This window comes from Caballeronia sp. S22 (genome assembly GCF_964261745.1).
Taxonomy (GTDB): domain Bacteria; phylum Pseudomonadota; class Gammaproteobacteria; order Burkholderiales; family Burkholderiaceae; genus Caballeronia; species Caballeronia jiangsuensis.
In genome coordinates this window covers 839814-858813 of the sequence record NZ_OZ180039.1, presented here as the reverse complement: position 1 = coordinate 858813, position 19000 = coordinate 839814, and the positions used below count along the sequence as shown (strand labels likewise).

At 63.5% G+C, this 19000-nt stretch carries 16 protein-coding genes and 1 pseudogene; 6 read left to right on the top strand and 11 right to left on the bottom strand.

Annotated elements, in window-relative coordinates:
- Positions 1-44: 44 nt before the first annotated feature.
- Positions 45-1034: a D-2-hydroxyacid dehydrogenase family protein gene (locus ACEN42_RS35755; RefSeq protein WP_371882381.1), complete on the top strand. Its 990-nt coding sequence runs from the start codon at positions 45-47 to the stop codon at positions 1032-1034.
- A 33-nt stretch (positions 1035-1067) separates the two neighbouring features.
- On the opposite strand, the gene ACEN42_RS35750 is transcribed toward ACEN42_RS35755, so the two are convergent.
- Positions 1068-2042 (bottom strand): helix-turn-helix domain-containing protein, encoded by a 975-nt coding sequence (locus ACEN42_RS35750; RefSeq protein WP_371882380.1) that lies wholly within the window; start codon positions 2040-2042, stop codon positions 1068-1070.
- Between the two features lie 93 nt (positions 2043-2135).
- Here ACEN42_RS35750 and ACEN42_RS35745 point away from each other — a divergent pair, with 93 nt between their 5' ends.
- Together ACEN42_RS35745 and ACEN42_RS35740 are read left to right on the top strand one after the other, a co-directional pair.
- A complete protein-coding gene (locus ACEN42_RS35745; RefSeq protein WP_371882379.1) occupies positions 2136-3380 on the top strand; it encodes a DUF1479 domain-containing protein in 1245 nt (414 codons plus the stop codon).
- 50 nt (positions 3381-3430) lie between these two features.
- Complete coding sequence (locus ACEN42_RS35740; RefSeq protein WP_371882378.1) at positions 3431-4678, top strand: ABC transporter substrate-binding protein; 1248 nt, start codon at positions 3431-3433, stop codon at positions 4676-4678.
- A 10-nt stretch (positions 4679-4688) separates the two neighbouring features.
- Here the strand turns inward: ACEN42_RS35740 and ACEN42_RS35735 are convergent, their stop codons facing one another.
- From ACEN42_RS35735 to ACEN42_RS35715, 5 genes are read right to left on the bottom strand one after another with little or no spacing between them, the layout of a single operon-like run.
- On the bottom strand, positions 4689-5492 hold the full coding sequence (locus tag ACEN42_RS35735; RefSeq protein ID WP_371882377.1) for an amidohydrolase: 804 nt from the start codon (positions 5490-5492) through the stop codon (positions 4689-4691).
- Positions 5489-6496, bottom strand: coding sequence for a hydroxyacid dehydrogenase (locus tag ACEN42_RS35730; protein WP_371882376.1), 1008 nt, complete (start codon positions 6494-6496; stop codon positions 5489-5491). Before ACEN42_RS35730 ends, ACEN42_RS35735 begins: the two co-directional genes overlap by 4 nt.
- On the bottom strand, positions 6493-7554 hold the full coding sequence (locus ACEN42_RS35725; protein WP_238214198.1) for a LacI family DNA-binding transcriptional regulator: 1062 nt from the start codon (positions 7552-7554) through the stop codon (positions 6493-6495). The genes ACEN42_RS35730 and ACEN42_RS35725 overlap by 4 nt, the downstream gene beginning before the upstream one ends.
- A 19-nt stretch (positions 7555-7573) precedes the next feature.
- Entirely contained in the window at positions 7574-9469 is a 1896-nt protein-coding gene (locus ACEN42_RS35720) for a TRAP transporter large permease subunit (RefSeq protein ID WP_371882375.1), read from the bottom strand.
- A 15-nt stretch (positions 9470-9484) separates the two neighbouring features.
- The gene (locus tag ACEN42_RS35715) at positions 9485-10516 is read right to left on the bottom strand and encodes a TRAP transporter substrate-binding protein (RefSeq protein ID WP_238286784.1); all 1032 of its coding nucleotides are present in this window, start codon (positions 10514-10516) and stop codon (positions 9485-9487) included.
- 261 nt (positions 10517-10777) lie between these two features.
- Between ACEN42_RS35715 and ACEN42_RS35710 the strand changes: the two genes are divergently transcribed.
- Complete coding sequence (locus tag ACEN42_RS35710) at positions 10778-11419, top strand: dihydrofolate reductase family protein (protein ID WP_371882374.1); 642 nt, start codon at positions 10778-10780, stop codon at positions 11417-11419.
- A 50-nt stretch (positions 11420-11469) separates the two neighbouring features.
- Here the strand turns inward: ACEN42_RS35710 and ACEN42_RS35705 are convergent, their stop codons facing one another.
- Positions 11470-12597 (bottom strand): aminotransferase class V-fold PLP-dependent enzyme, encoded by a 1128-nt coding sequence (locus ACEN42_RS35705; protein ID WP_371883236.1) that lies wholly within the window; start codon positions 12595-12597, stop codon positions 11470-11472.
- A 178-nt stretch (positions 12598-12775) separates the two neighbouring features.
- Here ACEN42_RS35705 and ACEN42_RS35700 point away from each other — a divergent pair.
- Both ACEN42_RS35700 and dctA read left to right on the top strand, forming a co-directional pair.
- A pseudogene (locus ACEN42_RS35700) lies at positions 12776-13703 on the top strand (LysR family transcriptional regulator).
- Positions 13700-15001, top strand: coding sequence for a C4-dicarboxylate transporter DctA (dctA, locus tag ACEN42_RS35695; protein WP_371882373.1), 1302 nt, complete (start codon positions 13700-13702; stop codon positions 14999-15001). Before ACEN42_RS35700 ends, dctA begins: the two are co-directional and overlap by 4 nt.
- A gap of 15 nt (positions 15002-15016) precedes the next feature.
- Here the strand turns inward: dctA and ACEN42_RS35690 are convergent, their stop codons facing one another.
- The 4 genes from ACEN42_RS35690 to ACEN42_RS35675 form a co-directional block, all read right to left on the bottom strand.
- Positions 15017-15799 carry a substrate-binding domain-containing protein gene (locus tag ACEN42_RS35690; RefSeq protein ID WP_371882372.1) on the bottom strand — a complete coding sequence of 261 codons (783 nt, stop codon included), beginning with the start codon at positions 15797-15799 and terminating at the stop codon, positions 15017-15019.
- Positions 15800-15819: 20 nt separating this feature from the next.
- Positions 15820-17118, bottom strand: a complete 1299-nt coding sequence (locus ACEN42_RS35685) for an MFS transporter (RefSeq protein WP_371882371.1) — start codon at positions 17116-17118, stop codon at positions 15820-15822.
- A 147-nt stretch (positions 17119-17265) separates the two neighbouring features.
- On the bottom strand, positions 17266-18354 hold the full coding sequence (locus ACEN42_RS35680; RefSeq protein WP_371882370.1) for a PHB depolymerase family esterase: 1089 nt from the start codon (positions 18352-18354) through the stop codon (positions 17266-17268).
- 31 nt (positions 18355-18385) lie between these two features.
- Positions 18386-18802 (bottom strand): CopG family transcriptional regulator, encoded by a 417-nt coding sequence (locus ACEN42_RS35675; RefSeq protein WP_035499960.1) that lies wholly within the window; start codon positions 18800-18802, stop codon positions 18386-18388.
- Positions 18803-19000 lie beyond the last annotated feature (198 nt).

Genomic DNA, 19000 nt, shown 5'->3' with positions numbered 1-19000 from the left:
GACGTATCGGCCGAAATCGATTCGACAGGAACAGACTGAGACATATGCACAACATTGCCATTCTCGATGATTTCCAGAACACCGCGCTTCGATTCGGAGACTGGGACAGCTTGCGCGAACACGCCAACATCACCGTCTTCACGAACACGATCAGTGACGAGGACGATCTGGTCGAGCGTCTGCAACCCTACGACATCCTGTGCGTGATGCGCGAGCGCACCTGGTTCACGCAACGCATCCTGTCCAGGTTGCCGAATCTGAAGTTGCTCGCGAGCACGGGGCCGTGGAACGCAGCCATCGATATCGAAGCCGCGCATGAACTCGGCATCACGGTTTGCGGAACCGCGTCGTCGCCAACGGCCGCGGCGGAACTCGCCTGGGCGCTTATCCTCGCGGCGACGCGGCACATCCCGAGCGAAGTCGCTTCGTTCCGCAACGGAGGCTGGCAAGTATCGGTGGGCGGCGACCTGCATGGCAAGACGATCGGACTTCTGGGCCTCGGCTACACCGGCGGCGCGACCGCGCGGGTGGCGCAGGCTTTCGGGATGCGCACGATCGCCTGGAGCCAGAACATGACCCGGGAGTCGGCCGCGAAGCATGGCGCGCTTTACGTGCCGAAGGAGGAGCTGTTCGCCTCCAGCGATATCCTCTCGGTTCATGTACGGCTATCGGACCGAACTAGGGATCTGGTCGGCGCAGCCGAACTGGCCACGATGCAACCGCACGCCTTGCTGGTGAACACCGCGCGCGGACCGATCGTCAACGAGCAAGCCCTGATCGATGCCTTGCGAGAGAAACGCATCGCGGGCGCGGCGCTCGACGTTTTCGATCAGGAGCCCTTGCCGGCAACGCACCCGTTCCGCTCTCTGGACAACGTGATAGCGACGTCGCATATCGGTTATGTCACCGATGAGTCTTATCGCATCTACTATGGCGAGTCGGTTGAAAACATTCGAGCCTGGATAGGCGGTACGCCCGTCCGCGTGCTTACGCCTGCGAAGCGCGAGATCAGTTACATCGCGCAGAGTGCATAGACGCTCGTTTGCAGCCGACATGGCTGACACCGGCTAGGCGTCGACCGCTTCGCCGTTTCGCCGCCGCGCGGCTTTCGTTTTCCGTTGCAGCGACGGAGACCGTTCGGTCAGGCTGGTCGCCGTGTCCTTCTCCGCGATGCCCGCAGCCAGAAACCGACGCCGATACTCAACCGGCGTCGTCTGCTTCGCGGCCTTGAACTGCCGATTGAAATTGGCGACATTCGCAAAGCCCGAGCGGGCCGCGATGACGGAAATGGGCAAGGACGTGTCGCCCAGCATCCGGCACGCATGGCCGATGCGAACCCGCGCGATATACCGTCCGACGCTCTCGCCGATATGCTGCACAAAATAGCGCGTCAGCGTGCGTTCCGACAGGCTGGCCGCCGCGCAGAGTTCCGCAAGCCGCAACGGTTCGGCGAAGCGGGCATCGATCATCGAAAGAACGCGGTTGATCCTTTCCGGTTCGTGGCCGGATGGTCCCGCGCTCGTCTGATTGAACGCGCTCGGCGAAGCGAGCGGATGGCCGGGCGCTTCGCCGAGCGTGCACAGAATATCGAGCGCCGCGCTCAGGCGTTCGCGTGGCGCGTTCGAGAGCAGCGGCCCGAGGCGGCCGCGCATCCATTCCCCTACAGCCGGCTCGAAAGCCAGTCCGCACGCCGCTCGGCGCAAGAGCTTGCGAAGCGGCTCGTATTCACGGCAGCAATCCGCCATGCGTCGCGCCCATTCGCCGTCGAACCAGATGACGATGGCGACCTGCGGCAAGCCGGAATCGATCGACCGGTTCGATGACCACGTATGCGGCAAATCGGGCGGCACGAGCACGAGATCCTCGGCCTGATAGTCGTTGACCGAGTCGCCGATATAGCGCTTGCCCTGGCTATTCATCGTCAGCGTCAGCTCGTATTCCGGGTGGTGATGCCATTCGAACGGAATGCGCGCAAGCCGCCGATGGTAAACCCGCACCGAACAATCCTCGCCGAACTCGACATGTTCGTACGCTGGTTTCATGGCCGAAAGTGCGAATGAATTGCCTGAATAGTATCACCCGCGCCTGCGTCGGCGTCATATGCTTTTCGCACAGAAATTTACGTGGAGACGATCATGGCGCTGAAAATCGATGACTTGTCGAGCGCGATCCGGCAGGCGAAAAAGGAACTGCGCGCGGCGCTGCCGAACTACCGGGAAGTCTTCGCCGAAGTCGAAGCATCGATCGGTGAAGAAGCGAAGCGAATCGCCGCGCAACGCGATCGCGGAGAGAACGTCATTCCCGAGATTCAGTTCTCCGACATCGCCGGACAAAGTGTGAGCGCCGATCAAATCGCGCTCGTCAAATCGCGCGGCGCATGCGTGATCCGCAGTGTCTTTCCTCGCGAGCAGGTGCAAAGCTGGGACGACGATATCGCGCGGTACGTCGAGCTTAACTATCTCGACAAGCGCCTCGAGAACCGCGCGGAAGACAAATACTTCGGGCAACTGGCATCGAGCAAGCCGCAGATTTACGGCGTGTACTGGTCAAAGCCGCAAGTGCTGGCGCGTCAGTCGGCGTCGCTCACGGCCGCGCGTGTCTTTCTCAACAAGCTCTGGCGCAACGAAAGCGAAGGACGCGTTCACTTCGATCCGGAACGCGTGCCCGTTTATGCCGACCGTCTGCGCCGCAGGCCGCCCGGCTCGGCGTCGCTCGGCCTGTCGGCGCATTGCGATGGCGGCTCGGTCGAACGCTGGATCGAAGGCAATTTCCGCAAGGTGTATCGACATGTATTCGCGGGCAACTGGCGCGATTACGATCCGTTCGATGCCGCCTTCCGCCCCGATGTCGAAGAGATCGCATCGCCTGCCGTCTGCTCGATGTTCCGCACGTTCCAGGGCTGGACCGCATTGACGCCGCAAGGCCCCGGCGACGGCACGCTGCAACTCGTGCCCATCGCCAACGCGATGGTGTATATCCTCCTGCGCGCCCTTCAGGACGATGTCGCCGACGACGATCTGTGCGGCGCGATGCCGGGACGCGCGCTCTCGATCAAGCCGGAATTTCACGCGCCGCTGTTCGAAGCGCTGTCGTCCATCCCGAAGATGGAAGCGGGCGATACGGTGTTCTGGCACAGCGACGTCATCCACGCGGTCGAAGACGAGCACAAGGGCGCGGGCTACAGCAACGTGATGTATATCGCTTCCGCGCCCGCATGCGCCAAGAACGATGCCTATCTCAAACGGCAGTCGCCGAGTTTCCTAAAAGGCGAAAGTCCGCCCGACTTCCCGGCCGATCATTTCGAAACCGATTTCACGGGCCGCGCGACTGTCGACGATCTGTCGCCGCTCGGACGTGCGCAACTCGGGCTCGACCTGTAGCCGGCAAAGAACGCGTCGCATCACTCATAAAGACAAAATCGGAGACTGCAATGAAATACTCACTGACGTCGGCGGCAGCGGCCGTCGCGCTCGTCATCGCCGGTACGCATGCGGCACTCGCCGCCGAACAGATTTCGGTCCTGCACTGGTGGACGTCCGGCGGCGAATCGAAAGCCATCCGCGTGCTCAAGGACGACATGAGCAAACAGGGCTACGAGTGGAAGGACTTCGCTGTCGCGGGCGGCTCGGGCACGGCGGCCATGACGGCGCTCAAGACGCAGGTGATTTCGGGCAACGCGCCATCGGCTGCGCAGATCAAGGGGCCGCTGATTCAGGACTGGGCCGACCAGGGCGTGCTGGTCACGATCGATCAGGCGGCATCGGACTGGAAAAGCCATACGCCCGCGCAGATCGATAAAGACGTGAAGGCGGGCGGGCATTATGTGGCGGCGCCTTTTTCGGTGCATCGGATCAACTGGCTATGGATCAACAAGGCGGACCTCGACAAGGTGGGCGGTGCGCCGCCCACGACATGGCCGGAGTTCTTCGCGCTCGCCGACAAGTTCCGCGCGGCGGACATCACGCCTGTCGCGCACGGCGGTCAGCCCTGGCAGGACATGACGATATGGGAGACGGTCGTGTTGTCGCAGGGCACGGACTTTTATCGCAAGGCGCTCGTCGATCTCGATCAGAAAACGCTGACGTCGCCGCAGATGGTGCAGGTGTTCGAAACCGTGCAGAAGATCCGGACTTACTTCGATAAGGCCTATCACGGCCGCGACTGGAATCTCGCCACCGCGATGGTGATCTCCGGAACGGGCGGCATGCAGTTCATGGGCGACTGGGCAAAAGGAGAGTTCGCCAACGCGAACAAGAAGGCCGATGTCGATTTCATCTGCGCGCCCGCGCCGGGCACATCGAACGCCTACACGTACACGGCGGATGCATTCGTGTTCTTTCAGCAGAACGGCAAGAAGGACGCGACACCGGGACAGCTCGCGATGGCCAAGACGATCATGTCCCCCGAGTTTCAGGAGCAGTTCAGTCTCAACAAGGGTTCGATACCCGTCAGGCTCGATGTGCCGATGGACAAGTTCGATAGCTGCGCGAAGAAATCGCGTGCGGACGAACAGGCGACGATCAAGTCGGGCGGGTTCTTTCCTTCACTGGCCTTCGGTGAACTTCAATCCCCGGTGACGGCCGGCGCAATCACCGATGTCGTGACGAATTTCATGAACTCGAACGAGGACGCGAAAGAGGGTGTGCGCAAGCTCGCGGCCGCGGCGAAGGTCAAGTAAAGAAATTCGATCAGAAGCCGTACAACGCCGCTGGATTATCGACGAGTATCTTGCGGCGAGTCTCGTCCGTTTCCACGAGCCGCATCGCCCAGTCGAGCATGCGCGCGTCGTCGGGAACAGGCTTGACGTTGGGGTGCGGCCAGTTCGATGCCCACACGCCGCGCTCGGGAAATCGCGTCGAAATCGTGCGAACGAGCCACGACACGTCATCGAAACCGGGCGCGCCGTCGCGCGAACTTTCATACGGCGCGGACAGCTTGATCCAGCAACGCGGCCCGTCGAGCAGACGGCACAACGACGCGAACCCGGCGCTTTCCGGCGTGACCGGCGCGAGAAACTTGCCGAGATGATCGATCACGAGCTTCGACGGCAAGCGCGCGAGCATCGCTTCGTGCTGCGGCAGCGTGTGGCCGTCGAGCTGAAGATTCACATTCCAGCCGAGCGGCGCGATGCGCGCCGACATGTCCACGAGCGCATCCCACGGCAGCACGCCGCCCGGAAGCATCATGAATCGCACGCCGCGTATGCCCGCATCGTGCAGACGCTGGAGTTCGTCATCGCCGACGTCGGGCGGCACGACCGCGATGCCGCGCGCGCCGTCGCCGAACTGCGCGATGGCCGCGAGCGTGCAGCGGTTATCGAAACCGTATCCCGTCGGCTGCACGACGATCGCGCGCGAGAAGCCCAGCGCGCGCTGCACGTCCCGATAGGCAGAGGCAGGCGCGGGCGGCGGCGTGAACGTCGCGCTCGCGGCCAGCGGATAACCCTTCTCGTACACGTGAATGTGGCAATCGCAGGCGCCTTCGATGTTCATCGCGCGGCCGCCTGCAAGTCGAAACCCGAAAGGCGAAACGCATGCGCCGCATTCACCGCGCCGGCCGGCACGCGGCCCTGAAACAGCGCTTCGGTCTGCGCGACCGTTTCCATCGACTGATGCTCGATCGCGCCCGGCGTCAGTCCGCCGATATGCGGCGCGGCGATCACGCGCGGATGCGCGGCGAGCTTCGGCGCGGGCATCTGATCGGCGGCGCGGCCCACATCGAGCGCGCAGCCCGCCAGATGACCACGCTCCAAAGCGGCGAGCAACGCGTCATCGTCGACGAGTTCGCCTCGCGCGGCGTTGATGAAGTACGCGCCGGGTTTCATCGCGGCGAAGCTTTGCGCGTTCATGAGATTCGCGGTCTGCGCATTGGCGGGCGCGAGACACACGACGAAGTCGGACTGCGCGAGCAAGTCGTCGAAGCGCACGTGATGCACGCGGGCATCGTCGACTGTCGCGTACGGATCGGACACGAGCACGCGCATGCCGAACGCCAGCGCGAGATCGCACAGATAACGCGCAATCTGCCCGTAGCCGATCACGCCGAACGTGCTGCCGCGCAACTCGCGGCCCATCTTCGGCACGGGCGCTTCGTGGCGGTGATACCCCTCGGCATACGCGGTCGTGCCGCGCGCGAGATCGAGCATCGCGCCGATCACCCATTCGGATACGGACGGCACGAAGCCCGCGCTCGCCTGCGTGACGAGCACGCCCATTTCGCTGGCGGCATCGACATCGACGGTGCGGATATCCACCGCGCAGCGCACGAAGGCGGCGAGCTTGGGCAGCGCCTCGAACAATGCGCGCGGCGCGGGCGTCTGCCGGTACGCGATGATGACATCGGCATCGCGCGCGGCGTCGGCAAGTTCTTCGGTCGTCAGTTCGCGATCTTCGGCGTTGTACGCGACGTCGGCGAAGCGCGCGAGCGCAGCCGATGCGCGCGCGCCGAAGTAATGGTCCAGCATGTGCCGGGGATGACTCACGAAAACCTTGTTCATATCCTCGTCCTGAATTGCTTCGCGGGCCGCGCGACCGACTCGCGCTCGACCAGCGTGATATCCGTGAAAAGCGCTTGTTCCGATGCGGGCATCGGTTCGTCGTGCGGACGCATCGCGCGTTCGACCATCGCGGCGGCCATCGCGGGCACCGGAAGCTGGACGGTGGTCAGCGCCGGGTTCGAGATCGCCGCGAGGAAATGCCCGTCCATGCCGACGATCGACACGTCTTCGGGCACGCGCAAGCCGCATTCGCGCAAGCCCGCCATCAGGCCGAGCGCCATCAGATCGTTGACGGCGACGACGCCCGTCGGACGCGCATCGTCTTTGGCCAGCAGACGCGCGAGTGCGCGGCCGTTCTCGGCGATCATCGAATCGCCGTATTCGTTCACCGGGCCGCTGTCGAGCACGCGCGCGTCTTTCGACAGGCCGGCTTCCTTCGCCGCCGAAAGAAAGCCGTCGATCTTGTCGCGGCGGCTCATCGTCATGCCGGTCAGCGTGGCGAAGGCGAGCCGCGTGTGACCGTGCGCGATCAGATGCCGCGTCGCGATTCTCGCCGCCTCGAAATTGTCCGGCGTGACGTGCTCGACGCGCGTGGTCTCGCCTTCGGTCGCGCGGCGGTCGTAGCTGACGACGACCATGCCGCGCTCGACGGCGGTTTCCAGATGGCGCTCGTTCGCGAGCGACGAGATCACGATCACGCGCCGCACGCCTTGCGACAGCAGGTCTTCGAAGAACGACGCTTCCTTCGCCGGATCGCGATACGTATTGCCGATCATCACGCGATAGCCGTAGCGCTCCTGCGCGCAGGTTTCGACTTCGCGCGCGATATAGCCGTACATCGGATTGGCGATCGATGGCACCAAAAGTCCGATCAGCGGCGTCTGCCCCGTCTTCAACTGACGCGCGAGCGTGCTCGGCCGGTATTGCAGCGCGCTCATCGCGGCCTGCACGCGCGCGAGCGTTTCCTGGCGCATCTGGTCGGTGCGGCCGTTGAGCACGTTGGATACCGTGCTGACGGACACACCGGCCTCGCGGGCGACATCCTGAATGGTGCTCATAAGGTTTTGCTTCTGCCGGCTACAGGCCGAGCCGGGTCGGCAACCACAACGAAAACGACGGCACCAGAATCAGCACCACCAGTGCGACGCACAGCACCAGGAGGTATTTGAGCATAGGACGCGCCACCGCTTTCATTTCCGTGCCCGTGATCGCGCAGGTCGCGAACAGGCCGAGGCCGACCGGCGGCGCGAAGAGGCCGAGGCCCATCGCGACGACGATCACCGTGCCGAAATGCAGCGGGTTGATGCCGAGCTGCGTCGCGATCGGCGTGAGCAGCGGGCCGAAGATGATGAGCGCGGGCGCGCCTTCCAGCACCGCGCCGAACACGATCATGATCAGCACGGACAGCAGCAGGAACATCGTCGGGCCGTATTGATGCGCGAAGGCGATCATCGAATCGGACACGAGCGCGGGAATCTGCTCGATGGTCAGCGCGAACGACACGCTCGACGCCGCCGCCACGATGAACAGAATGCTGCTCGCCATCGACGCCGAGCGCACGAACACGCGCGCGACCGATTTCGGCGTGAGTTCGCGAAACGCCAGCCAGCCGACGACGAGCGCATAGACCACGGCGAACGCGGACACTTCCGTCGATGTCGCGATACCCGAGGTCACGCCCTTGCCAATCATCGTGATCATCACGAGCGCGACCAGCGCGCCGCCGGCGAGCGGCATCCACGCGCGCGGGTTGGTGAGCGCATCGGCGAGATTGATGCGGCGTCCGAAGATCACCGCGACGATCGCCAGCGCCACCGCCAGCACCGCAGCCGGCACGACGCCCGCGAGAAACAGCCCCGCGATCGAGATGTTCGCGACGAAGCCCATGATGATCATGTTCACGCACGGCGGAATGGTTTCCGCCATCACGGCGCTGCAGGCGAGCAACGCGGCGGCTTCGTTCGGGTCTTCCTTGCTCTGGCGCACGGCCGGCATCACGACACCGCCGACCGCCGCGATATCCGCGAGCTTCGAACCGGACACGCCCGAGAAGAACGCGGTCGCCATGATCGTGATGAGACCGAGGCCGCCGCGCACGCGTCCGAACATCCGCAGCAGGAGTTCGATCAGGCGCGAGGACATGCCATTGGTTTCCATCAGCAGGCCGGCGAGCACGAAGAACGGAATCGCGAGCAGCACGAAGTGATCGGTGCCCGCCATCACCTGCTGTGAATAGACGAGCATCGGCAGGGACGGCTCCGCAAGGAAGTACAGCAGCGCCGAAAACGCGAGCACGAAGCCGATCGGCACGCCGAGCACGAGTCCGCCTATGAAGCCGGCCATCAGCAGGAAGCCGGGCCTGAGCGCGTGACCGGGCACGAACGCGTTCCACGCGAACACCGCCGCCGCGAGCAGCACGCAGCCGATCAGCGTGCCGAGCACGGTCTTGCGCGCGCCGTTGACGGCGTTGGCGAGCGCGAACACCGTCATGAAGACGCTGCCGATCACGAGCGGATAGACGTTGATCCACGCGGGCAGGCCGCTCGGCGTCATCTGTCCATAGGAATCGATCAGCAGCAGGCACGACGACACGCACAGATTCCCCGCGACGCCCGCGATCACCCAGTGTCCGACATGCACGAGCGGGTTCTGCCAGCGCCTGGGCAGCATCCCGCGAAACAGATCGACGCCGACATGCTGACTGCGCCCCAGCACCGTGGCGGCGCCGAAGAACACCAGCACGATCATCAGCGCGCCGGCGACTTCCTCGGCCCAGTCGAACGGATCGTGCAGAAAATAGCGGTAGATCACGGAGAGGAACACGACGAGCACGTCGGCCGCCAGCACGGCCGCGCACAGGTATTCGATCCAGTGCATGAGGCGCACGAGGCCGCGCGCGAGCACGGTCTCATGGCCGAAGCCCGGCGCGGCGAGTTGCGCCTCCGGTCCGGGCGTCGCGGAGAAAGTGGTCATGGTGTGCCTGCCTCGTTAGCCGCGCGTGGCGGCGATGGCGGTGAAGAGCGGCGCGGTCGCGGGATACTGCTTCGAGAAGCTCGCATACAACTGCGACTGCATCTCGCCGCGCGCGGTGTCGCGGTCGGCCTTCGACATCGGATAGAACGTCATGCCGCGCTTTTTCAGCTCCTGCTCGGCGCTGGCCGCCGTCTGGATGGCCGCGACGCGCTGCTTCGCGGTCGCGTCCTGCGCCGCCTTCTGAAACGCGGGGCGCAGGTTCTCCGGAATCTTCGCGAGCGCGCGGCGGCCCATCGCGACGACGAGCGGGCTGAAGACGTGCTGCGTCTGCCAGCACGACTTCACGACTTCGTCGTACTTGCTCGCGAGCACGGTCGCGCAGTCGTGCTCGAAGCCATCGACGACACCTGTTTGCGCGGCCATATACAGCTCGCCGATGGGAATCGGCGTCGGAACCGCGCCCATCAGCTTGAAGGTCTCCATGAAGGCGGGCGTGGGCAACACGCGCAGCTTCACGCCCTTGATATCGGCGAGCGATTGCGTGGGCTTCTTCGTGAACACGTTGCGCGCGCCGAACGAATAGCCCCACGTGAGCACCGAGCAGCCCGCGCGCTGTTGCAGCATGGTGTCGAACGACTTGCCGACGGTGCCATCCATCGCGCGGCCGACATGGTCGAAGTTGTCGAACACGTAGCCGAGATCGAGCATGCCGAGTTCCGGCAGCACGGTCGCCCAGATCGACGAGCCGGTGACCATCATGTCGACCGCGCCGACCTTCACCTGCTGGACGACGTCGCTTTCCTTGCCGAGCTGGTTGTTCGGGAAATAGTCGATGCGAATCTGGTCGCCGACGCTCGCCTTCAGGTTCGCGGCGAGGTTCTGATACCACACGTAGTGCGCGGCGTTTTCGTTGGGCGGCATCGATGACGAGAGCCGCAATGCGACACTGGGCTGGGCCCGCACGATCGCGGGAAAGCCGGCTCCCGCCGCCGCGAGCGAGGCCGCCGAGGCCGTTTGAAGGAATCGTCGCCGGGAAATCGAATGCATGGTGTTGTCTCCTGGATGCCGCTCCGAGCGCGGGCGGACGGGTTCAGTGCGACACCTCGGGGCGGCGCGACTGTATCGATTTAGTGTATCGATACAGTAAGTCATCGGATCGGGCGGTCAAATGGGCGTTTACCCGCAACCGGGGCTCACTATGCGTTGTGACAAAACGAGGGAGCGTCGGTAGTAAAGTGAGCGCGTGTAGGAAAATCCGCCGGTGCGGATTTCGTGTCATGAAGATTCACAGCAGCTACGGAGATAAGAATGACCAAGGTAAAAGTGGCCGGCTTCAGTGTTTCGCTCGATGGCTTCGCGGCGGGCACCGATCAGAGCCTGGATAATCCGCTGGGTGTGCGAGGCGCGGAGCTCTTTCAATGGTTTTTCCCGACGCGGACGTTTCGTCAGATGCAGGGAAAAGACGATGGCGACACGGGCCTAGATGACAGCTTCGCGCGACGCGCAATGGATGGCTTCGGTGCCTTCATTCTCGGCCGCAACATGTTCGGACCCGTTCGCGGCGAATGGCCGGACGAGGAATGGAAAGGATGGTGGGGCGATAATCCGCCTTATCATGCGCCGACCTTCGTGCTGACTCATTACCCGCGTCCGCCGATCGAGATGCTGGGCGGCACGACATTTCATTTCGTCTCGGAAGGCATCGAGGTTGCGCTGCAAAAGGCGCGCGAAGCGGCAGGCGAAAAGGACATCAAGATTGGCGGCGGCGCCGAAACGGTGAAGCAATACATTCAGGCCGGCCACGTGGATGAAATTCACCTCGCGTTCGCGCCGGTGGCGCTCGGCCAGGGGGAATCGCTTTTCAGCGGACTCGATCTGCGCGCGCTGGGATATCGGACGATCGAGCATGTTCCGACGGAGCGAGCCACACACATCGTTCTCGCGAAGTAGGTCGTTGGACTGGACGGTTCTCGTTCGAGAACCGTCTCTTGTCCAGCAGGTTAAACAATACGGTCCAGTGCCTTGACAAGCCTGTCCACGGAACCTTCGACGTCATGCAGTTTGTCCAGCCCGAACAGTCCGATGCGGAAGGTCTTGAAATCCGCGGGCTCGTCGCATTGAAGCGGAACGCCGGCCGCGATCTGCAAGCCGGCATCCGCAAACTTCTTGCCGGACCGGATGCCGTCATCGTCCGTGTAGCAGACCACCACGCCCGGCGCCTCGAAGCCATCGGCCGCCACGCTCTTGAAGCCTTTCTCGGCCAGCAGCGAGCGAACGCGCTTGCCGAGTTCGAGCTGTTCCGTTCTCACTTTGTCGAAGCCGTATGCTTCCGTCTCCTTCATGACGTCACGCAGAATCGTGAGGCCGTCCGTGGGCATCGTGGCGTGATACGCGAAGCCGTTGTTCTCGTAGGCTTCCATGATTTGGAGCCACTTGCGAAGGTCGCAGGCGAAGCTGGTGCTGGTCGTCGAATCGATTCTCTCGCGGGCGAGCGGGCCGAGCATGACCAGTGCGCAGCAGGGTGACGCGCTCCATCCCTTTTGCGGCGCGCTGATCAGGATATCGATGCCACTCGCCTGCATATCGACCCATACCGTGCCGGAAGCGATGCAATCCAGCACGAACATTCCACCCACGTCATGAACCGCGTCGGACACCGCGCGCAAATAGGCGTCGGGCAGCATCATCCCGGATGCGGTTTCGACATGCGGCGCAAACACCAGATCCGGCTTGTTTTCCCTGATCGCCGCGACTACCTCTTCGACCGGAGGCGGTGCATAGGCAGCCTGCCTCCCTTCAGCGACCGGACGCGCTTTCAGAACGATCGATTCCGCCGGAATGCCGCCCATGTCGAAAATCTGCGACCAGCGGAAACTGAACCAGCCGTTGCGGATGACCAGACACTTCTTGTTCGTCGCGAACTGACGCGCGACGGCTTCCATGCCAAAAGTCCCGCTGCCCGGGACGACAACGGCCGACTTCGCGTTGTAGACTTTTTTCAGGGCATCGGAGATGTCGCGCATGACGCCTTGAAAGAGCTGCGACATGTGATTGATCGATCGGTCTGTGTAGACGACCGAATATTCGAGGAGCCCCTCGCGGTCCACATCGGGAAGTAACCCTGGCACGTTTGCCTCCTTTGAATTACGAATTCGACGTTCAGAAACAGATTCTAAAGCGACCCGCGGCTGACGTGACGACCATTGTGCCGCCAAATCGCGGGCTAACGCTTGAGCGCTGCCGCTTCGATAGGCACGCCCGTCGGCATGATGCAAAATACGCGCACGTGAATTGCGAGGATGGCTTGTGGGCGTTAATTTCGACCTGAACGATTTGCAGGCGTTTCGAGCCGTCGTCGAGACAGGCAGCTTTCGCAAGGCAGCGGAGGCCGTCAGCATTTCTCAACCGGCGCTGAGCCGGCGCATCGAGAAGCTCGAGGCGGCGCTCGGCGTGCGGCTCTTCGAACGGACCACCCGCAGCGTGATGCTCACCACCGTGGGCCGCGTGTTCGCCCACAGCGCGGAACAGCTTCTCGACGATCTCGATGTCGCATTGCTCGGCATCCGCGACGTCTCCAGCAGCCGCCTCGGTCACGTGACCATCGCGTGCGTGCCGTCGGTTGCCTACTATTTTCTGCCGAGCGTCGTGGCCGCCTATCACAGCCGCTATCCGCGGATCCGGATCAAGCTGCTCGATTCGAGCGCCAACGAAGTGCTTGGCTCGGTCATCAGCGGTGAAGCCGATTTCGGCGTCAGCTTCATGGGCAGCCAGGAAACCGAGGTCGAGTTCAAGGTCCTGCTGCAGGAACGGTTCGTCGCCGCGTGCCGTCGCGATCATCCGCTGGCAAAAGACACGCGTGTCCTGGAATGAGCTTTATGAACACGAATACGTTTCCGTCGACAAGACTTCCGGCAATCGTCTGCTGCTGGATCAGGCGTTGACCAGCGTGTCGCCGGCCGCGCCGAGCGTGTGCGAGACTCGCCATGTCACCACCATGCTCGGCCTGATCGAAGCGGGACTGGGTGTAGCGGCCGTGCCGTCGATGGCGATGCCCATGCGTGACCATCCGATTCTCACGAGCGTCCCGCTCGTCGATCCGGTCGTGACGCGGCGGGTGGGCATCGTCAGGCGGCGGGGACGCCCGCTCGCGCCGGCCGCGCAACAGTTCTATCAGATGATCCTCGAAACGAAACGCAGCGGCATGGGCCGTGCGGCGAAGAAGACCTCGAAGTGAACCTGCCAAGGCCCTTCAATCTGCTGTACGTACAGGTACTGCTCGGCATGGGGCTCGGCATGACCGTCGGCCACTTCTGGCCACAGGCCGGCGCGGCGCTCAAACCGCTCGGCGATGCGTTCGTCGCGCTGGTACGCATGATGATCGCGCCGATCGTCTTCTGCACGATCGTCACCGGCATCACGTCGCTGTCGAGCGGATCGACAATCGGCCGGACCATCCTGAAAGCGCTGGCGTTGTTCTACTTCCTCACCGTCGCCGCGCTCCTTCTGGGCCTCGCGACGGCGTTCGCGCTGCAACCCGGTGCCGGATTGCACATCGATCCACGCCATCTCGACGCCGCCGTTCTGGCGCAGTATTCGCCGCGCACGCAGCCGCGCGGGATCGTCGAATTCGCGCTGCATGTGATTCCGAAGACGTTCGTCGGCGCTTTCGAGAAAGGCGAAGTGCTGCCGGTCCTGTTGCTCGCGCTGCTGTTCGGCTTCGCATTGAACGCCAGCCAGAGCGCCGGGCAGCGGGTACAGGAATTCATCGACGGCATCGCGCACGTGCTGTTTCGCATCCTCGCGCTGATCATGCGGCTCGCGGCCGCCGGCGCATTCGGCGCGATGGCGTTCACGGTAGGCCGCTTCGGAATCCGATCGATTGGCTCGCTCGGCATGCTGATGGTGACGTTCTATGCGGCATGCCTGCTGTTCATCGTGTGCGTGCTCGGGCCGCTCGCGCGCCTGCATGGCTTCTCGCTGTGGCGGCTGCTGCGCTACATGCGCGAGGAACTCGTCATCGTGCTCGCGACATCGTCGACGACACCGGTGTTGCCGCGCCTCATCGTCAAGCTGGAAGCGCTGGGCTGCGACAAAGGGATCGTCGGTCTCGTGCTGCCCGCCGGCTATTCGTTCAATCTCGACGGCACGGCGATCTACCTGACGCTCGCTACGATGTTCATCGCCCAGGCGTGCGACGTACAACTCTCCGCTGGCCAGATCGCGACGATGCTCGCGGTCATGCTGTTCACGTCGAAGGGCGCGGCGGGCGTATCGGGCAGCGGGCTGGTCGCGCTCGTCGCCACGCTCGCCGTCGTCCCCGATCTGCCGCTGGCGGGTGTCGCGCTCCTGGTCGGCATCGATCGCTTCATGTCCGAGGCGCGCGCCCTGACGAGCGTGATCAGCAACGCCTGCGCGGTGATCTTCGTATCGATGTGGGAGCGCGCCCGTGACCGGGCGCGTCTGAAGAAAGCGTTGAGCGTTGCGCGCGAGCCGGAAGAACCGCTCGATCAGCCCGCCGACCTGCCGGGCTGAATCGTTGCCGTCGTCTCAATGCGTGGCGACGGAATCGAGCCCGGTCGATGTCACCTCGGGCTGCACGGCGGGCGACGCGAGATAGTCGAGCAGCGCTTTCGCCTCCTTCGGATGCTGTGCGCCGACCGGTATGCCCGCCGCAAAGCGCGTGACGGATTGCACCGACTCCGGAATCTTGCCGACGTACGCCGCGCCCTTCACCGGCAGCAGTTCGCTCACCTGCTGAAAGCCCACTTCGCAGTCGCCGGTCGCAACCACCGACGCCACCGGGATCTTCGAAATCATTTTCGCCTTGGCCTTCACCTGGTCCTCGATGCCGAGCCGCCTGAACAACTCGCGCTCGATATAGACGCCGCTCGCGCTGTCCGAGTAAGCGATCGACCGGGCATGCAGCAAGGTCTCCCTGAGCGCCGCCTCGGACCCGATGTCGGGCTTGGGCGCTCCGTCGCGCACGACCATGCCGATGCGCGAATCCGCGAGTTCGACGCGCGAACCGGGGATGACCTTGCCCTGCCTGATCAGGTCGTCGAGCGCGTAGCCGACCATGATCACGACATCGGCAGGCTCGCCGCGCTGAAGACGGTTCGGAATGGCTTCCGGCGACTTGCCCATCGACGGGCCGAGCGCGGTATCGAGCGTATTGCCCGTCGATGCCGCGAACTTCGGGCCGAGCAATTTGTACGCCGCGGTGAACCCGCCGGAGCTCATCACATGCAGATCGGCGGCCTGTACGTTTGCCGCCGCGACGGCGCCGCCGAGCAGCGCGGCGGTGCAGCATTTCAGCAGGATGGATTTCATGTTCGAACGCATCCGATATGTCAGGACGCCACTTGCAACGCCACAGGACGGCGCCGAAACAGCATCAGCGTCGCAGCGAGCCCGCACACGGCCGCGAAGCTCATCCAGTAGCCGGGCGCGGCCTTGTCGCCGGTCATGTGAATCAGCGCGGTCGAGATGACAGGCGTGAATCCGCCGAAGACCGCCGTCGCGAGGCTGTAGGCGAGCGAGAATCCGGCGACCCGCACTTCGACCGGCATCACTTCGGTGAGCGCGACGACCATCGCGCCGTTGTACATGCCGTACATGAACGAGAGCCACAACAGCACGAGCAGCATGTTGACGAAGCTCGGCGCGTGGGCAAGCAGCGACAGCGCGGGATAGGCGGTCGCGATCGCCAGAATCGTCATCGCGAGAAGGAGCGGGCGGCGACCGATCCGGTCCGACAGCGCACCGCCGATCGGCAGCCAGATGAAGTTGGAGATACCCACGCACAGCGTGACGAGCAGGCTGTCGGCGGTGCTCAGATGCAGGACCGTCTTGCCGAAGGTCGGGGCGTACACCGTGATCAGATAGAAGCTCGTGGTGGTCATCGCGACCATCAGGACGCCGGCGATCACGACAGTCCAGTTTTGCGCGAGCGTGGCGAAGACTTCCTTCATGCCCGGACGATGCTGGCGCTGCTTGTATTCCCGCGTTTCCTCGAGATTGCGCCGCAGAATGAAAATGAACGGCACGATCATGCAGCCGACGAAGAACGGCACGCGCCATCCCCACGCGGCGATCGTCGCCGTGTCGAGCCATTGGTTGAGCGCGAAACCGAGCGCCGCCGCGACCACGATCGCCACTTGCTGGCTGGCGGATTGCCAGCTCGTGAAGAAGCCCTTGCGTCCGGGCGTCGCCATTTCGGCAAGATAGACCGATACGCCGCCCAGTTCCGCGCCCGCCGAGAAGCCCTGCAGCAGGCGGCCGATCAGAACCAGCGCCGGCGCAAAGAGTCCGATCGACGCATAACCGGGGACGATCGCGATCAGGATGGTGCCGGCCGCCATGATCGACAGGGTGACGATCAGGCCCTTGCGCCGGCCGACCTCGTCGATATACGCGCCGAGGATGATCGCGCCCAGCGGCCGCATCAGGAAGCCGGCGCCGAACACCGCGAAGGTCATCATCAGCGAGGCGAACTCGCTTCCCGCCGGGAAAAAGACGGAGGCTATCTGCGTGGCGTAGAAGCCGAAAAGGAAGAAGTCGAACTGTTCGAGGAAGTTGCCTGCCGTCACGCGCAGCACGGCGGATGCCTTCGATTGGGTGGAAGCGAGGGGCGTAGGGGAAGGGTGCATCGAGGTGTCTCCAGATATTCTTGGCTTACGGTGTTCGGGCGATTTATTGTTTGCCGAATACTCGCCCGAACCTCGCGACACGATAAGTGCTATTTTTGGAACGATTGATGTGCGCCGGTTATCAATGCCGATCCGGGCTCTCGTGCCTCAGTGACCGCGAGGATGCGCAAGGAAGAAGCGCACCATCTCCGCGCTGGCATTCGGTCCGGTGGGGTCCGTATAACTGCCGTTCGACGAACCGCCCGACCACGCATGAGGCGCGCCGTGAATGGTCCACAATTCCGCGGGCGTGCCTTCAGGCGATTTCATGCGCTGGACTGCGTGCTTGCGTGCGCCGCCATCGGTGGATGAGCGGTGTCCCGCTTCGGCTTCGCTCGGCGTGAATCCGCGCAACAGTTCGGTCCCGTTGACGGGATGCACTGTCGTGTCGGCATCGCCGTGAAAGACGATCAGCGGGCATCGGGATGTCGATGTTGCGGCCTTCGGCTTGGCCTTGCCGCCGCGCATGGCCGCGAGCGCGGACGGCAGATCGTGTGCGCATCCGACAGGCAGGCCCGAGTGGACGCCCGCCGCCGCATACAGATCGGGATAGCGCTGCGCCATGACTGCCGCCATCGCGCCGCCTGCCGACAGGCCTGCCACATACACACGCTTAGGGTCCACGTTGTGTTGCGTCATGATCTCGCTCGTGATGCCCGCTATCAGCGACGGCTCGCCCTGATCGCGTTGCTGATCCGACGGCTTGAACCAGTTCCAGCACCTGGACGGATTCGCGCCTTGCGGTTGAATCGGATACGCGACCATGAAGCCGTGAGTTTCGGCGAGCGCGTTCATCTGCGTGCCCGCTGCGAAATCGTCGGCGTCCTGCGTGCATCCGTGCAGCATGACGACGAGCGGCAGCGGCTCGTCGCGATAGCTGCTCGGCACGTAAAGCTTGTAGCTGCGTTGACCCGCGCCGTTCGCATAGAGTCGGGTGCTGAAGTGCCCGCGATCCTGCACATCGGAATCTGTTCGAGCGGGCTGCGAGGGGCGCCGGGCGCGAAAGACATCGGTGAAGCGCGTTCGCGCCTTGTCGATGTCGATACCGATATCGGCGTCGTTGTGCGTGCGTGCCACGTTCGTCTGCTCGACGTGCATGGCGCGCTTCACGATTTCAGCCGCCGCGGCGGGATCATTCTTGCGAAAGAGCGCAAACGCCTCTTTCATCGAGTCGAGAAAGCCTTCGTTGAGTTTCATGTTTTCCATTGCCGAGTATTGGGTGAGGCCGCTATCGGATGCGATCCGCCAGCGCAGCCTTGACTGCCGGTGATGCATGCAGCGCGCCGCGAACCAGGATCGAGTCGATCGTTGCCAGCGCGAGTTCGGGCGATACGTCGCTGGCGATGCTGGCAAGACCCAGCACCTGGATCTTGAGCCGCTGATTGGCGGCGCGCGCCGCTTCGAGGTCCTGCTTGGAAAAGTACTGGAGGCCCAGCACCAGTTCGCGTCGCGTCACGGTGTCCTTGACCACCGGCGCGTGAATGGACAACTGGTTGCGGATTGCCGTCCGGATGAGATCGGTCCGGTTCGAGTAAAAGCCTTCCTCCACAAGCAAATCGATCTGGCCCAGGTCGATCGGGCCGAGATTGATCGTGATTTTTTCGGTATCGCTGCCTCGGGAGCGATCGACCGGTTCTTTTGCCATATAGTCCTCTTGCCTTCCGGGTACCATCCATATGGATGGTTATAGGCTGATTTCAAGGAAGAGGCAACGAAAGATTTCGATTTGGCTCGTCACCGGCGGAACAAGCCGCGCGCAGGTGTTCGGTCCGAGGGGGATCGTGAGATGATTGATAAACGCGCGCCATCATCCATCGCTCGAACAGACCGCTTTACAGCAAAG

What these genes read in the sequence shown, in the direction of transcription:
- ACEN42_RS35755 (WP_371882381.1), top strand. Translation starts at nt 45, where the DNA reads ATGCACAACATTGCCATTCTCGATGATTTCCAGAACACCGCGCTTCGA.
- ACEN42_RS35750 (WP_371882380.1), bottom strand. Translation starts at nt 2,042, where the DNA reads ATGAAACCAGCGTACGAACATGTCGAGTTCGGCGAGGATTGTTCGGTG.
- ACEN42_RS35745 (WP_371882379.1), top strand. Translation starts at nt 2,136, where the DNA reads ATGGCGCTGAAAATCGATGACTTGTCGAGCGCGATCCGGCAGGCGAAA.
- ACEN42_RS35740 (WP_371882378.1), top strand. Translation starts at nt 3,431, where the DNA reads ATGAAATACTCACTGACGTCGGCGGCAGCGGCCGTCGCGCTCGTCATC.
- ACEN42_RS35735 (WP_371882377.1), bottom strand. Translation starts at nt 5,492, where the DNA reads ATGAACATCGAAGGCGCCTGCGATTGCCACATTCACGTGTACGAGAAG.
- ACEN42_RS35730 (WP_371882376.1), bottom strand. Translation starts at nt 6,496, where the DNA reads ATGAACAAGGTTTTCGTGAGTCATCCCCGGCACATGCTGGACCATTAC.
- ACEN42_RS35725 (WP_238214198.1), bottom strand. Translation starts at nt 7,554, where the DNA reads ATGAGCACCATTCAGGATGTCGCCCGCGAGGCCGGTGTGTCCGTCAGC.
- ACEN42_RS35720 (WP_371882375.1), bottom strand. Translation starts at nt 9,469, where the DNA reads ATGACCACTTTCTCCGCGACGCCCGGACCGGAGGCGCAACTCGCCGCG.
- ACEN42_RS35715 (WP_238286784.1), bottom strand. Translation starts at nt 10,516, where the DNA reads ATGCATTCGATTTCCCGGCGACGATTCCTTCAAACGGCCTCGGCGGCC.
- ACEN42_RS35710 (WP_371882374.1), top strand. Translation starts at nt 10,778, where the DNA reads ATGACCAAGGTAAAAGTGGCCGGCTTCAGTGTTTCGCTCGATGGCTTC.
- ACEN42_RS35690 (WP_371882372.1), bottom strand. Translation starts at nt 15,799, where the DNA reads ATGAAATCCATCCTGCTGAAATGCTGCACCGCCGCGCTGCTCGGCGGC.
- ACEN42_RS35685 (WP_371882371.1), bottom strand. Translation starts at nt 17,118, where the DNA reads ATGCACCCTTCCCCTACGCCCCTCGCTTCCACCCAATCGAAGGCATCC.
- ACEN42_RS35680 (WP_371882370.1), bottom strand. Translation starts at nt 18,354, where the DNA reads ATGAAACTCAACGAAGGCTTTCTCGACTCGATGAAAGAGGCGTTTGCG.
- ACEN42_RS35675 (WP_035499960.1), bottom strand. Translation starts at nt 18,802, where the DNA reads ATGGCAAAAGAACCGGTCGATCGCTCCCGAGGCAGCGATACCGAAAAA.